The organism is Paenibacillus sp. 01T47 (genome assembly GCF_056398245.1).
Genome location: NZ_JBFTPA010000003.1, coordinates 188,305 through 203,217 on the forward strand (window position 1 = coordinate 188,305; position 14,913 = coordinate 203,217).

The following is a 14,913-nucleotide window of genomic DNA, read 5'->3' on the forward strand; positions in this document are numbered from 1 at the left end:
CAAAGCTGCTTCGGCGTCCAGAGGTCGCCGAAGACGCTTTTGCTTGCTATCCAGCATCATTCAGTCCGGAAGGAGAGATTCAAGATGGAACATAAGCCCGATATGTCATCGTCAAACCTGGTGCTGCCTAAGAAGCCGTCGGGACTGAAGAATTTTGCGAAAAAGCTCATTGAGCAGCGCGTGCTTGTTCTTATGTCTGTACCGTTTCTAGCGTGGTTGTTTATTTTTAAATATATGCCTCTATGGGGGTGGACGATCGCCTTTCAAGCCTATAAGCCAGCGAAAAGCTTTAGTGAGCAGAAATGGGTTGGATTTGATCATTTTAAATTTTTATTCGAGGACGAAAGGTTTCTTCGCGTCTTAAGGAATACAGTAGCGATGAGCGGAATCAATCTGGTTCTCGGCTTCGTTACGGCAATCACACTCGCTTTGTTGTTAAATGAGGTCAGGAAGGTTGCTTTTAAACGTATTGTTCAAACGGTCAGCTATTTGCCCCATTTTATTTCATGGGTAGTTGCGGCAAGCATTATTCAAACAACGTTATCTCCAGATGGCATTATTAATCAAATGCTGCTTTGGATCGGATGGGTGGAAAAAGGCGAGGAAATATTGTTTCTCGGTATACCTGAACAATTCTGGACCATTTTTGGAGCAAGCTCTGTATGGAAAGATGTAGGCTGGAATACAATCGTCTACCTAGCGGCAATGACGATGATTGACCCTGCGCAATATGAAGCAGCAGAGATGGATGGAGCAGGCCGAATTAAACGGATGTGGTATGTAACGCTTCCGGGTATCAAACCGGTTATTATCGTATTGCTCATTATGAATATCGGGTATTTGCTGGAATCGGGCTTCGAGCCGCAGTATTTGCTGGGTAACGGCATGAACGTCGATTTTTCCGAAAACCTTGACATATTTGTTCTTAAATACGGGATTGCGCAAGGCAACTACTCGCTATCGATTGCAGCGGGCATGTTTAAAACCATTATCAGCTTTATTTTATTGTTCGCAGCGAACAATCTTGCAAAACGTATGGGCGAGTCCAGACTGTTTTAGAGGGAGGGGTACAACATGAGTCATTCGGCATCGGAAGCTGTGTCAAACAAACCAAGCCGCATCCGCTCATCACGCGGCGATCTCATATTTGATATTTGCAATTATATATTTCTTACCTTACTGATGGTTGTTACATTATATCCTTTCTTGAATACGGCCGCCGTATCACTTAACAATGCGACGGATTCGATTAAGGGCGGCATTTATTTGCTGCCAAGGATATGGACGCTGGACAATTATGCCTATGTGCTAAAAGAAGCAACGATATTCCATGCAACGCTGATTTCAATCCTTCGAACGGTGATTGGAACGATTGCTACCGTTTTTTGCTCAGCGATGGTCGCTTACACGATTACTAGGCAAGAATACGTTCTTAGGAAATTCGTAACGATTGCGTTCATCTTGACAATGTATTTTAATGGCGGTCTTATTCCCAACTTTTTGTTAATCCGTGATTTAGGCTTGATCAACAATTTTTGGGTCTATATTTTCCCAGGCTTAATCGGCGTATTTAACTTAATCATTATTCGTTCCTTTATTGAAGGGCTGCCAGAGAGTATTTTGGAATCAGCAAGAATAGATGGTGCAGGCGACTTCAAAATGTTCTACAGCATCGTTCTGCCGCTTTGCGTACCTGTACTTGCAACGGTTGCTTTATTCTCAGCCGTGTATCAGTGGAATCAATGGTTTGACGTGTTCTTGTACAATTCCTCGAATATCGATCTCAGTACGCTGCAGTATGAGCTTCAAAAAATTCTTCAGAACTCCAATGCATCTTTGACGGCGAAGACGGCTGCTGATGCATTCTCGGGCGCGGCCAATTCTGGAGGGAATTCGGTGACACCGCTTGCGGTTCGGGCAACGATGACGATTGTGGCTTCCTTGCCAATCATTATGGTATATCCGTTTCTACAGAAGTACTTTGTAAAAGGTATGACCGTAGGCGGCGTGAAAGGTTAATAGACAGGGGGAAATACGATGAGCAGCAACTCAGCCAATTCTATTCCTAAGTTATACGAAGCATTTAAAGATTCATTTGATATAGGCGCAGCGGTTAATCCGCGTACCATTGTTCAGGCTCGCGATCTCATTGCCACCCATTTTAACAGCTTGACTGCTGAGAATGAAATGAAATTTGTTAGCTTGCACCCTTCCGAAGATACTTATACGTTCGAAGACGCAGACAAAATCGTCGCATTTGCAAGAGAGCATGGGAAAAAAATGAGAGGGCATACACTGGTCTGGCATAATCAGACATCCGATTGGCTGTTTGAAGAAGCGGATGGCAGCCCGGTTAGCCGCGAGAAGCTTTTGGATCGATTGAAATCGCATATTCATACCGTTGTTGGCCGTTATAAAGATGATATTTATGCTTGGGACGTCGTAAATGAAGTCATTTCTGACGAAGGCGCAGCTATGCTGCGTCCAACCAAATGGCTGGATATCGCCGGTGTGGACTATATAGCCAAAGCGTTTGAATTCACACATGAAGCAGATCCTAAAGCTCAGCTTTTCTACAATGATTATAATGAGTCGAACCCTCTGAAACGCGATAAAATCTATCAATTGGTTAAATCGCTGCTAGAGCAGGATGTCCCGATTCATGGCGTTGGCCTTCAAGCGCATTGGAGCTTGTATCATCCTCATTTAGATGAAATACGGGCTGCGATCGAGAAGTACGCTTCACTTGGCCTACGACTGCAATTAACAGAGCTTGATATATCGATGTTCCGCCATGATGATGTACGAACCGACTTAGCAAAGCCTACTGAAGAAATGCTGGAGCTGCAGGAGAAACGATATGAGGCTGTCTCTCATTTGCTGACGGAATATCGCAATCATATTGATGCGGTTACGTTCTGGGGAGCGGCGGATGATTATACGTGGCTCAGTGATTTTCCTGTACGTGGACGGAAAAATTGGCCAATGCTATTTGATGAGAACCATGAGCCAAAAGGTTCGTTCTGGCGCGTCATGAAGCAGCACTCATCTCTCTGAGCCAGCTTACAAGGAGGCACGTTAATAAATGGACAGTCACACGTACAAGGCTTGGCTGAATCCTCAGCGGATAGAGGATTTGCATTTGAAAAAGGAGTATTCGGCTCTTTTTGGTCAGATCGTCTTTAGCGGCGTGGCGACCGGCGTTTTGGAAACGGCAATCAAAGAGCTGCAGCATGGTATTCATGCCTTAATCGGCATAATCCCGGCAGTAAAGGAGCGGGCTGAGCCTGCGACGGCTGGCTTTCTTCATATTATGGTGGACTCCGTATTGATGGATTCTGATAGATGGGAGCCGTCCAAAGCGGGATATATAATTCGGTACAGCTCTCAGCAAGGCCATGGCAATTTATCTCTTGTCGGCGGATCAGATACAGCCGTATTATATGGTGTGTTTCATTTGCTGCGTCTATTAGGCGCCGGTAAGCCAGTGAAAGAACTGAATGCCGAGCAATCTCCAGCCATGTCGCTTCGAATGATTAATCAGTGGGATAATGCTGACGGTTCGGTAGAGCGAGGGTATGCGGGACAGTCTATATTTTATCAAAACGGAGAAATAACGAGTGATTTTAATCGAATAAACGATTATGCGAGAATGCTCGCATCCGTTGGCCTCAATGCGATTTCTATCAATAATGTGAATGTTCATGAGATTGAAACGATGTTCATCACAGAGGAAAAGCTTCCTGTTGTTGCGGTTATTGCAGACATTTTCCGCAGGTACGGAATTACGCTGTTTCTGAGCGTTAACTTTGCTGCCCCTCTGCAAACCGGAGGTCTGGCCACTGCAGATCCGCTGGATGCTGGTGTGCAGCAGTGGTGGAAGGAAACGGCTGAACGGATCTACGCGTTTATTCCTGACTTCGGTGGTTTCGTCGTGAAGGCAGATTCTGAGCATCGGCCGGGGCCATTTGCTTATGGACGTGACCATGCAGATGGAGCGAATATGCTGGCTGAAGCACTGGAAGCTCACGATGGCATCGTCATTTGGCGCTGCTTCGTTTATGACTGCATGCAGGATTGGCGTGATCGGAAGATCGATCGAGCACGTGCTGCATTTGACCATTTTAAACCGCTCGATGGTCGTTTTCGGAGTAATGTCATTCTACAAATTAAGAATGGACCGATGGACTTTCAGGTTCGCGAGCCCGTATCCCCATTGTTTGGCGCGATGAAGAAAACGAACCAGATGATGGAGTTCCAGATCACTCAAGAATATACCGGCCAACAGAAGCATCTTTGCTATCTCGTCCCGCAGTGGAAGCAGGTAATGGATTTCGATACCTATGCGGAAGGTGCATCGACTGAAGTTAAGCGAGTGGTGGATGGCACATTGTACGGCATGAAATATAGCGGAATTGCAGCGGTGAGCAATATTGGGAATGAAGAGAGCTGGACAGGGCATATTCTCGCACAAGCCAATCTTTACGGATATGGCCGGCTGGTGTGGAACCCGGCTTTAACAGCCGAGGAGATTTCGCACGAGTGGATAGCCGCAACGTTTGGCAATGATGCTGAGATAGCTTTAGCAATCGGTGACATGCTGATGAAGTCGTGGCTGTTATATGAAAGCTATACGGCACCGCTTGGCGTAGGCTGGATGATCACGCCCAACCATCATTTTGGTCCGGATGTCGATGGCTACGAGTATTCAAGATGGGGAACCTACCATTTTGCAGATCGTGACGGTATCGGCGTTGACCGGACGCAGGCGAGTGGAACAGGATATACCGCACAGTATAATGAACCAAACCGTTCGCAGTATGATAGTTTGGACACTTGTCCAGACGAGCTGCTGTTATTTTTCCATCATGTGCCTTATACCCATGTACTCCATTCTGGCAAGACGGTCATTCAGCATATCTACGATACCCATTTTGCGGGTGCGGAGGAAGCAGATCAGATGCTGCGGGATTGGGCAGGTTTGGCGGGCAAAATCGATGAAGCAAGGTTTGCGCATGTCGCTGAGCGCTTGACCTTTCAAGCTGCTCATGCCAAGCATTGGCGCGACGTGATCAATACGTATTTCTACCGCAAATCGGGCATTGCCGATGCGGCTGGTCGGAAAATATTTTAATGGGTTTGCATGCGAGGTGGAGATTTGTCCACCTCGTTTTTTGTTAGGACAAGCACAATATTCAGTCCGCTGCCGCGTTGGTAGAGGGCTGTTTTTGTCTATAGATAAAACCTTTACAAATGAGGAAAGCTTTGCAATCATAAAGTAATGGGATTTTATTGGAAATTGCGATGAGGAGTGAAGCTATGAAAGTCATGAGAGGATTTGATTGGTTAGCTATTGCAATGAACTTAAGCGTAATATCTGCATTTGTTGTATTGTTAAGCGCTTGCAGCAATACAGTTAAAGTCGAGCATATCGAGGCATTTAGCATAGAAATTTTTTCAGAGAAAAACAAAGATGGCTTTTATGAACAAACAGGCTTTAAGAAGGTGAACTCTATTACTGCTTTTGCAGAAAATAAAAATTATTTAAGCTCTGACATCAAAATGGTCGTGGATTATTATGATCTGGATGGAAATTATGTTAAATCAGAAATCGTACATACGAAATCCAGCAAGTCTCATATCACGATGTCTGAAGATGGAGATAATCGAAAAAAAGAGCTTCAGGAGCCATCAACCATTATCATACCTGATGACAATTTACAAAATTTTCGATCCAGTGCCCTATCAGACGATGAGAAGAAACAAATTAAACAACATGTATTAAATCTAATAGATAGATTATAAGTTTAGGACAAACGAATATGGAGGAATTGCGAATGATCTCATTTAAAAATAAGATAGCGATAGTTACAGGAGCGAGCAGATCCACGAGAATTGGAACAGCGATTTGCCGTTCGCTTGCACGCTTAGGAGCAGACATTTTCTTTACGCATTGGCATGCCTTTGATGAAACGGAAGGCAATGGGGGAGAGAAGGATTGGCCTGAGCAGCTGCGTAAGGAACTAGAAGACTTAGGCGTGAGGGCAAGTCATATGGAAGCGGATTTTGCCGATGTGGAAACTCCTGCCCTTATAATGGAACAAGTAGAAAGGTCGTTAGGCCACGCGACGATTTTAATTAACAACGCCACCTATTGCGTACCTTCCAATTATAAAAGCTTGGATATAAATATATTGGACCAACATTATGCTGTGAATAACCGCGGGCCGATATTGTTAAGCACAGAGTTTGCGAGCAGATTTGAGAAAAACCAAATTAAAGGGACATCGGGCAGAATTATTTTTATGGTTTCAAAAGGGCCCGATCCTAATAATTTGGCTTACATTGCAACAAAAGGCGCATTGATTGGGCTTATCGAGCCGCTATCTGTAGGGTTGGCTCCGCTTCAAATTACAGTAAATGGATTTGATCCAGGTCCCACCGATTCTGGCTGGATGGATGAGCAGATGAAGGCTGGCTTTTTGCCAATGTTCCCTATGGGACGCATCGGTTTGCCGGAGGATGCAGCTAAAGCAATCAGCTTCTTGGCGAGTGACGAATCACAGTGGATAACCGGGCAAGTTATAAAATCTGAAGGCGGTTTTTTAGGTAAATAGCTGATTTTGTCCTTTATCATCCTACGTACAAGTGATAAAAGAAATCTATATAGTTTATAAAATCATTGAAATATAATTTATCGATAGCCATGATACAATGCCGTTAAGTGGGAAAATGGAGGGATGGCATTGTTGAACAAACCTATTTTGACTGAGCAATTTATGGTGTTCGCGACGAGGGAATGCAAAGGCTCAAGCTGTTTATATGAACAGCTATCATTAGCCATTGCAGACGATGATGAAATGCTTCAGATGGCTTCTTATTGCAGAGAAGGCCAGCCAGTACCCAATCTTTTTTTTGCTGCGGTTCAGTACTTGCTGCGCAAAGAGACCAGCCACGAACTGCAAAAGTTTTATGGCAGCTTAGTTAACGATCCGAGAGATGCGGCGGAGGCATTCCCTTTTTTTAAACACTTTTGCCTTCAGCATAAAAACGAAATTGTTCAACTGCTCCAAAGCAAGCTTGTACAAACGAATGAGGTTAGACGCTGTGCTTACTTGTATCCTGCATTTTGTTACATGTATCAAAAAACGAAAAAACCATTGGCCATCATTGAAATCGGAACAAGTGCGGGGCTGCAGCTTTTTTGGGATAAGTATAGTTATCAATATAACAATAGTGAAACCTATGGAAATATAGATGCTGAACTGGTACTGCACTCGGAAGTTCGTGGAGATGTTATTCCGCATCTCCTAAAACAAAGTCCGCCAGTGATTGCAAGGATAGGAATAGATTTGCACGTTAATAATCTGGAAGAGGAAGACGATTATCTTTGGTTAAAGTCGTTGATATGGCCTGAGCATAATGAGCGGACTGTGAATTTTGACAAAGCAGCTTCTTTATTAAAAGGGCAGCAGATGGAGTTGTTTCAGGGGAATGGCGTGAAACGACTTGCTGAAATGGTTGCTAAAATAACGGAGGATTGTGTTATTGGTGTGTTTCACACCCATGTAGCCAACCAAATGACTCATGACGACAAAGTTGAATTAACAGACAGCATTAGGAGAATAGGGCAACAAAGAGATATATTTCACCTCTACAATAATATGTGGGACCCAAATCTTCATCTTGATTATTATTTGGAGGGCAAGGAGCAAACGGAAACGTTAGCGGAAACAGATGGTCATGGCCGTTGGTTTCGGTGGATGCTTTGATCCTACCTCGTTCATTGTGGATTTAACGAAAGAGCATAATTTCAGCGCGCAGGGATAGAGGTCGAGAGATTTATGGAATGGGATGCGGGTGCTTACACCGTTGCATGGAAAGCACAAAAGATTGTACTGCTTCCGAAGGAATATGCGCTGCTGCATTTCATGCACAGCCATGCAGGGCAAACGCTGTCGCGCGAACAGCTGCTAGACAACGTCTGGCCAATGGAGGCGCCGGTAGATCGTACGGTAGATGATCACATTTACCGGCTGCGGCGCAAGTTGAAAATATCCCGAACACTTCGTTGTCATTCCAAAACTTAAATTTGACACAATGCATTGCTCGTATTTATCTTCAATAATGATAAGCTGGAGATATCTTTTATTCAGGGGTACAACAATGCTCAAAAAAACAGGTTTAGCTGCTTTGTATGCCAGTATTGCTTTTCTTATTTATCGTTATGGCGATGTGATTTTGACGTGGTTTCAACAAGCGGATAACGTGCCGCTCGTCGTCATTATGGCAACGCTCGTCGCACTATTTCCTGTCATCCCGTATCCCGTAATCGGCGGGCTCATTGGTGCTGCTCTTGGCCCAGTGTTAGGCGCGGCAGTGACTTGGACGGGCTCAGTGGCAGCATCCATTGTGATGTTTCTGTTTATCCGCTATGGCTATCAAGAGTGGGGGAAGAAATTTCTCTACCGTTATCCAAGCATCGGAAAACTAACGGTGATGTTTGAGCAGAATGCTTTTCTGACGATTATGTTTGCTCGGCTCATTCCGTTCATTCCATCCATTGCAGTTAATATGTACTCGGCGCTAAGCCGTGTTTCCTTTACCGTTTATGCGATCGCCTCATCGATTGGTAAAATTCCAGCGATGCTGTTGTTCGCCACGATCGGTGACACGCTTATGACGGACCCAAGAAACGTATTTGTTACCGTCTTAGTATACGGCATGTTTATGGCGGTATCTCTTTATGTTTATCGAAGGTGGAAGCTTCAGTAGGTTTCCTCTAAAACAACAGACGGCCTCTTCGCAAATGATGCGCGCGGAGGTCGTTTTTTTGTTGTACAATCTTCTCGAAAATAAAATGTTCATGCTAATCCAAAATGTTTAAAATGTTCTTTTTATGTTCGTAAATGTGTGTTATTATAGAAACGAACAATAACAAACATTAGCGTAGCTTGCGAGGCGAGTCTAACGCAAATAACTTTTAGGAGGCTTTTATCCAATGGAAGTACGCCATACTACGAATCCTACTGATGTGAAGCAATATGATACGGAACGTCTGCGCAGCGAGTTTTTGATCGAAAGCTTGTTTGAGCAAGATCAATTAAAAATGACATATACGCATTATGACAGAATGGTTGTAGGCGGAGCATTGCCTGTGAACGAGACGCTTGAGCTGGAGGATGCTGCAACGCTAAAAACCGAATATTTCTTGGAACGCCGCGAGGTTGGTTTCTTGAATATTGGCGGACCTGCTTCGATTTCCGTTGATGGGGAAGTATACGAGCTGAATAAGCTCGACGTGCTTTATGTTGGCAAGGGCAAACGTCAGGTGCTGCTGTCAAGTGTAGATAAAGCAAACCCTGCGAAGCTTTATTTCTGTTCCGCGCTTGCGCATGCTGAAATTGCAACACGCAAGATGACGATGGAGGAAGCGAATCCGACTCATCTTGGTTCGCAGGAGACTTCCAATGAACGTATTCTTTATAAATATATCCACGCAGACGGCATCCAAAGCTGCCAGCTTATGCTTGGTGTAACGAGCTTGAAAACGGGAAGCGTCTGGAATACGATGCCTTCTCATGTCCATGACCGCCGCATGGAAGCATACTTGTACTTCGACATGAATGATGATGCTCGCGTATTCCATATGATGGGCGAGCCTTCGCAGACGAGACATCTTGTTGTTGCCAATGACCAAGCGATTCTTTCACCGCCATGGTCGATCCACTCAGGAGTGGGCACAAGCAATTATACATTCTGCTGGTCGATGGCTGGAGAGAACTACACATTTACAGATATGGACGCCGTACCTGCAAGCGAGCTAAAATAGAAACATTCGCTACAGGGGGTGCACTATGCTTGCTGCCGAACGGCATCGTAAGATTATAGATAAATTGGAGCAGCTTGGCGCGGTTAAAGTTTCCGAGCTAAGCGAGCTGTTTCAAGTCACGGAGAAAACAGTTCGTGAAGATTTAGAGAAGCTGGAAGAGAAGGGATTGCTGAAACGGACTCATGGCGGAGCTGTGCCCCAGCATAGAGGCGAAGACAGCCTTTATCCGCTGCAATTCCCAAACAGCAAGCATCAGCGGGAGAAGGCGGCGATTGCGGAGCTTGCTCTTTCATGCATCGAGCCTAATGATATTATTGCGCTTGATGCTGGCAGTACTACGCTCGAAATGGCAAAACGTCTGCCCAACATCCCGGTTACGGTGCTTACGAACGATCTGCTTATCATTCGGGAGCTGACTGCGAAGGACCAAGTAAGGCTTGTTATTCCCGGGGGCTACCGGCATAACAATTTGCTTATCGGCGCAGAATCGCAGGAATGGATTAAACGACTGAATGTACACAAGCTGTTTCTTTCCACAACCGGCATTCATATGGAATATGGGCTTACCATATTCACAGAAGAATTGACGAAGCTGAAGAAACTGTATATGGAAAATGCCAAGGTCGTCTACTGCCTTGCCGATCATAACAAATTCGATAAGGGTGCACTAATAACGTTTGCCGGTTTGCATGAAATTGACTATATCATCACAGACGAAGGTATAGATGCGGACGTTGCGGCGAGGTATGAGTCACAAAATATAAAAATGATGAAAGCAGCGCTTTCGGAAAATGGGAAGCGTACTAAAGGTAGGAGCTGAGCCGATGAGTTTGTTTGATTTGACGGGTAAAACAGCTGTCGTCACAGGTGCAGGGCGCGGGCTTGGGGAAGCGATTGCGCTTGGATTAGCACGAGCGGGTGCGGATATCGCGCTTGTCACGAACCAAACGCCTGCTGACAAAACGGCAGCAGCGATAAGAGAGCTTGGACGCAAAGCGATTACAATTCAGACCGATATTGCTGACCGAACGAAGCTTGCTGGAATTGTTGATCGTACAGTTGAAGAACTGGGACGCATCGATATTTTGGTCAACAACGCGGGTATCATTCGCCGCACACCAGCTGCAGAGCATAGCTACGAGGACTGGCAGGATGTACTCGATGTTAACTTGAATTCTGTATTTCTCCTTTCCCAGCTGGCCGGGAAACATATGATTGAACAGGGCTCAGGGAAAATTATTAACATTGCGTCGATGTTAACCTTCCAAGGCGGAATTAATGTTCCGGGCTATACGTCCAGCAAACATGCCGTTGCCGGTCTTACCAAAGCGCTTGCTAGCGAATGGGCAGCTAAAGGCTTGCAGGTAAATGCCATAGCCCCAGGCTACATGAGTACAGACAACACCGAAGCGCTTCGCGAGGATCCTGTTCGCAGTGCTCAAATTTTGCAGCGCATACCAGCGGGACGCTGGGGTACATCGCAGGATTTGATTGGACCAGCGGTATTCCTAGCTTCTTCAGCTTCTGATTATATGAACGGCCATATTTTGGCTGTTGATGGCGGTTGGCTGGTTAGGTAATTATATAAAAAACCAATAAGGCTTTCCTTTTGCAGCGCAGGCTGCTTAGAGGAGAGTCTTTTTTTGATATTATAATGATTTCCATTGTATGGTTATTATTTTGCGTGTATAGTTATTCGTGATCCTAAAAAATGCGATCAACAACTGAAATAAGTGGAAATAGGTGCTCTTGCTGTATAGCTTGAGCTTAAAAGGGAAGTCCGGTGCAAAACCGACGCGGTCCCGCCACTGTAACAGAGGAGTCTAAGCGCTAACGCCACTGATCTTAACCGGTTGGGAAGGCAAGCTTACGATGATGATTCTGGAGCCAGGAGACCTGCCTATTTGAACGACACTGATTTTACCTACGGGAGATAGGGAGGTGTTAAGACAGAACCGCTGTTTATTAAAACGCCGGGCGTCTTTACCTTTGCTTCTTTAAGGTAACGACGCTCTTTTTTGTGCTTTTATTTCATAATAATTACATTTATTAGGAGGAAATATGAACGTGAGCAAACTGCAAAACAGTGTACTTGGATATCCGCGTATCGGCGAAAATCGGGAATGGAAAAAAGCGCTTGAAGCCTTTTGGAAAGGTGATTTGGACGAAACGGTATTCCTCCAAACGCTTGAAAGTATTCGTCTTAACAACCTGAAGCTGCAAAAGGATAAAGGAATTTCGCTAATTCCTGTTAATGATTTTACGTTGTATGATCAAATGCTGGATACTGCAGCGATGTTTGGCCTTGTGCCAGATCGTTTTTCCTATGATGGAGGTCCTGTTCCCGTACAGACCTACTACGCAATGGCGAGAGGGACACAGGAAGCACAAGCCTGCGAGATGACCAAATGGTTTAATACCAACTATCACTATATTGTGCCAGAACTTGCGGGTGCTGCTCCGGTACTGACGGAAAACCGTCCGCTGATTGCGTACCGCGAAGCCAAAGAAAAGCTTGGCATTGAAGGTAAACCTGTCATTATCGGTCTATACACCTTCCTCAAGCTGTCGAAGGGCTACGATGCCAAGCAGCTTCCGCAGCTTATTGAGCAGTTTATACCGCTTTATGCTCAGCTGCTTAAGGAGCTTGAGCAAGAAGGCGTACAATGGATGCAAATCGATGAGCCCATCCTTGTTACCTCTATTTCTGAGGAAGAGATGCAATGGGTTGAATCGATTTATGCAAGGCTGAACCAAGCAGCACCAGCGCTTAACATAATGCTTCAAACGTATTTTGAGGCGGTTGAGCATTATGAAGCTGTAGTTGCTCTCCCGGTACAAGCGATCGGTTTGGATTTCGTTCATGGTTTGGAGCAAAACTTGAAGTCGCTGGAGCAATTTGGTTATCCGAAGGATAAGCTCGTCGGTATCGGACTTGTAGACGGACGCAACATTTGGCGCTCAGACTATAAGCAAAAGCTCGAATTGCTGCAAAAGCTTTCGGCATACATTCCAGCTGAGCGCGCGATCATTCAATCGTCATGCAGCCTGCTGCATGTGCCGGTAACGGCAAAAAACGAAACCAATCTGCCAGTAGAGCTGCGTGAGGCGCTTGCATTCGCGGAAGAAAAGCTGGATGAAATTGTGTGGCTAAGTGAAACAGCGACTGTAAATGAGGCGGACATCTCAGAACTGCGCAAGCTTGAGCTTAAGCTTAACGGCGAGCGGATTCATCATTTATCCATTTCTCCTGCCCGCAATCGCCAAGCTGCTGATGCAGCAGCGATAGCGGCGCATCCTTCAACGAGGCAGAAGCCATTTGCGGAGAGACAAAAGCTGCAGCAGCAAAAGTGGAATTTGCCGTTCCTTCCAACAACAACAATCGGCAGCTTCCCGCAAACGCTGGATGTACGCCAAGCAAGGCAAAAATGGAGAAAAAACGAGCTCAGTTCACAGGGCTACGCTTCCTTTATCAACGATAAAATTAAAAATTGGATTGAAATCCAAGAAGAGCTTAACATAGACGTCCTCGTTCATGGTGAATTTGAGCGTACGGACATGGTCGAATTTTTCGGAGAGAAGCTGGATGGGTTCGCATTTACAAAAGCCGGTTGGGTTCAATCGTATGGTTCCCGCTGCGTAAAGCCGCCGGTCATTTATGGCGATGTTGTATTTACTGAGCCAATGACAGTAACCGAAAGCGTGTATGCGCAGTCGCTGACAAGTCGTCCGGTAAAAGGGATGCTGACGGGGCCGATTACGATTTTAAACTGGTCATTTGTTCGCAACGATATCACACGCGAGCAGGTCGCATACCAAATTGCGCTTGCACTCTCAGAGGAAGTAAAGGCGCTTGAGAGCGCAGGTATAGAGATGATCCAGGTTGATGAGCCAGCTTTGCGAGAAGGTTTGCCGCTTAAACGCAGTGATTGGGATGCCTATTTAAAATGGGGCGTGCATGCGTTCCGTCTATCGACTTCAGCTGTGCGTGACACAACACAAATTCATACACATATGTGTTATTGTGAGTTCCATGATATTATCGATTCCATCCTTGCGCTGGATGCAGATGTCATCTCCATTGAAACCTCGCGCAGCCATGGCGAGCTGATTCATAGCTTTGAGGAGAACACCTATGACCAAGGCATCGGCTTAGGCGTTTACGATATTCACAGCCCGCGTGTACCTTCAGTGGAAGAAATGGTCAGCATGATCGAGCGCGCCATTAAAGTGCTCGATCCTACCCTCTTCTGGATTAATCCGGACTGCGGCTTGAAAACACGCGGAATGGAAGAAACGGTTGCTTCACTACGCAACATGATGCTGGCTACTTACCAAGTCAGAGAGCAGCGTGCTGCATTAGCGAAGGTTTAATCCCTAAATACAATAAGACAGTCCAGAACTAGGTTATCTGTTCTGGACTGCCTTTTTTTTCTTATGAACGAAATTAATCCAAAGAGATGTAGGAGACGGAACGTTGACGCAAAACAGACTCTTCATGGTCGTTGCTGTACGGGGCTGCATCGGCGGATTGTGCTAGGACATGCTTGACGGCGGAGACGAATAAGTCGAGAACGCGCCCATCCTGATCCGTTTTGTCATAGTGATACTGGTTAAGAGGTGGTAGAGGAATGCTGCCGATAAAAGACTGAAGCAGGTCGCTCCATCGTTCTAAGTCAATGAGCTCTTCTGTGTCGCTGGCAAATAGTTCACTCCAGCCGAAGCCTTGATTGCTTGTTAAACGAAGACATACGCGATGGCCTGCAGAATCGACGGCAAGAGCAGGAATGACGAATAGCTCGATTCGTGTGACAGATAAATAAGGGGTCTGTTCCGTAAAAAGATGCAGATTTCGTGCACAATTTGTCAACATATACATCTCTCCTTTATTCGCTTACGAGGTTAGCTGTCGGATTCGGGCTAGAGAGAAAGCCCTACCAGGGTTACAAATCCCTGGATTCACCCCTTGCGAATCGATCTCGATCGATCGCGATGGTTCCCCCGCTTTTTCATTCGAAAAATTCAGCGTAAATAGTTTACTCTTAATTATACCTCTCATTAGCGCATCTGTAAATCAGAAG

General features: G+C 45.5%; 14 protein-coding genes and 2 riboswitches. Of the genes, 13 read left to right on the forward strand and 1 reads right to left on the reverse strand.

Annotated elements, in window-relative coordinates; translation table 11 throughout:
- Positions 1-84: 84 nt before the first annotated feature.
- From AC1DOV_RS08250 to metE, 13 genes are all read left to right on the forward strand, one after another.
- Positions 85-1,059, forward strand: a complete 975-nt coding sequence (locus tag AC1DOV_RS08250; protein ID WP_339207628.1) for an ABC transporter permease — start codon at positions 85-87, stop codon at positions 1,057-1,059.
- Between the two features lie 15 nt (positions 1,060-1,074).
- Positions 1,075-2,019, forward strand: coding sequence for a carbohydrate ABC transporter permease (locus AC1DOV_RS08255; protein WP_339207630.1), 945 nt, complete (start codon positions 1,075-1,077; stop codon positions 2,017-2,019).
- Positions 2,020-2,037: 18 nt separating this feature from the next.
- Positions 2,038-3,057 carry an endo-1,4-beta-xylanase gene (locus AC1DOV_RS08260; RefSeq protein ID WP_477549677.1) on the forward strand — a complete coding sequence of 340 codons (1,020 nt, stop codon included), beginning with the start codon at positions 2,038-2,040 and terminating at the stop codon, positions 3,055-3,057.
- A gap of 28 nt (positions 3,058-3,085) precedes the next feature.
- Positions 3,086-5,134, forward strand: coding sequence for an alpha-glucuronidase family glycosyl hydrolase (locus tag AC1DOV_RS08265; RefSeq protein ID WP_477549678.1), 2,049 nt, complete (start codon positions 3,086-3,088; stop codon positions 5,132-5,134).
- Positions 5,135-5,319: 185 nt separating this feature from the next.
- On the forward strand, positions 5,320-5,805 hold the full coding sequence (locus tag AC1DOV_RS08270) for a hypothetical protein (protein WP_477549679.1): 486 nt from the start codon (positions 5,320-5,322) through the stop codon (positions 5,803-5,805).
- A 32-nt stretch (positions 5,806-5,837) separates the two neighbouring features.
- Positions 5,838-6,617: an SDR family oxidoreductase gene (locus AC1DOV_RS08275; protein WP_477549680.1), complete on the forward strand. Its 780-nt coding sequence runs from the start codon at positions 5,838-5,840 to the stop codon at positions 6,615-6,617.
- Positions 6,618-6,746: 129 nt separating this feature from the next.
- Positions 6,747-7,772 (forward strand): DUF2332 domain-containing protein, encoded by a 1,026-nt coding sequence (locus tag AC1DOV_RS08280; RefSeq protein ID WP_477549681.1) that lies wholly within the window; start codon positions 6,747-6,749, stop codon positions 7,770-7,772.
- 72 nt (positions 7,773-7,844) lie between these two features.
- The gene (locus tag AC1DOV_RS08285) at positions 7,845-8,090 is read left to right on the forward strand and encodes a winged helix-turn-helix domain-containing protein (protein WP_441879099.1); all 246 of its coding nucleotides are present in this window, start codon (positions 7,845-7,847) and stop codon (positions 8,088-8,090) included.
- A 76-nt stretch (positions 8,091-8,166) separates the two neighbouring features.
- Positions 8,167-8,775 (forward strand): TVP38/TMEM64 family protein, encoded by a 609-nt coding sequence (locus AC1DOV_RS08290; RefSeq protein WP_477549682.1) that lies wholly within the window; start codon positions 8,167-8,169, stop codon positions 8,773-8,775.
- Positions 8,776-9,001: 226 nt separating this feature from the next.
- Positions 9,002-9,832 carry a 5-dehydro-4-deoxy-D-glucuronate isomerase gene (gene kduI, locus AC1DOV_RS08295; protein WP_076267940.1) on the forward strand — a complete coding sequence of 277 codons (831 nt, stop codon included), beginning with the start codon at positions 9,002-9,004 and terminating at the stop codon, positions 9,830-9,832.
- Positions 9,833-9,857: 25 nt separating this feature from the next.
- Positions 9,858-10,652 (forward strand): DeoR/GlpR family DNA-binding transcription regulator, encoded by a 795-nt coding sequence (locus AC1DOV_RS08300; protein WP_430057569.1) that lies wholly within the window; start codon positions 9,858-9,860, stop codon positions 10,650-10,652.
- A 4-nt stretch (positions 10,653-10,656) separates the two neighbouring features.
- Positions 10,657-11,412 (forward strand): 2-dehydro-3-deoxy-D-gluconate 5-dehydrogenase KduD, encoded by a 756-nt coding sequence (gene kduD / locus AC1DOV_RS08305; protein ID WP_339207638.1) that lies wholly within the window; start codon positions 10,657-10,659, stop codon positions 11,410-11,412.
- Between the two features lie 144 nt (positions 11,413-11,556).
- Positions 11,557-11,750, forward strand: a riboswitch (cobalamin riboswitch).
- Between the two features lie 149 nt (positions 11,751-11,899).
- Positions 11,900-14,206 (forward strand): 5-methyltetrahydropteroyltriglutamate--homocysteine S-methyltransferase, encoded by a 2,307-nt coding sequence (gene metE, locus AC1DOV_RS08310; RefSeq protein WP_477549683.1) that lies wholly within the window; start codon positions 11,900-11,902, stop codon positions 14,204-14,206.
- Positions 14,207-14,279: 73 nt separating this feature from the next.
- Here the strand turns inward: metE and AC1DOV_RS08315 are convergent, their stop codons facing one another.
- On the reverse strand, positions 14,280-14,705 hold the full coding sequence (locus AC1DOV_RS08315; protein WP_076267937.1) for a hypothetical protein: 426 nt from the start codon (positions 14,703-14,705) through the stop codon (positions 14,280-14,282).
- Positions 14,706-14,708: 3 nt separating this feature from the next.
- Positions 14,709-14,870: riboswitch (cyclic di-AMP (ydaO/yuaA leader) on the reverse strand.
- Positions 14,871-14,913 lie beyond the last annotated feature (43 nt).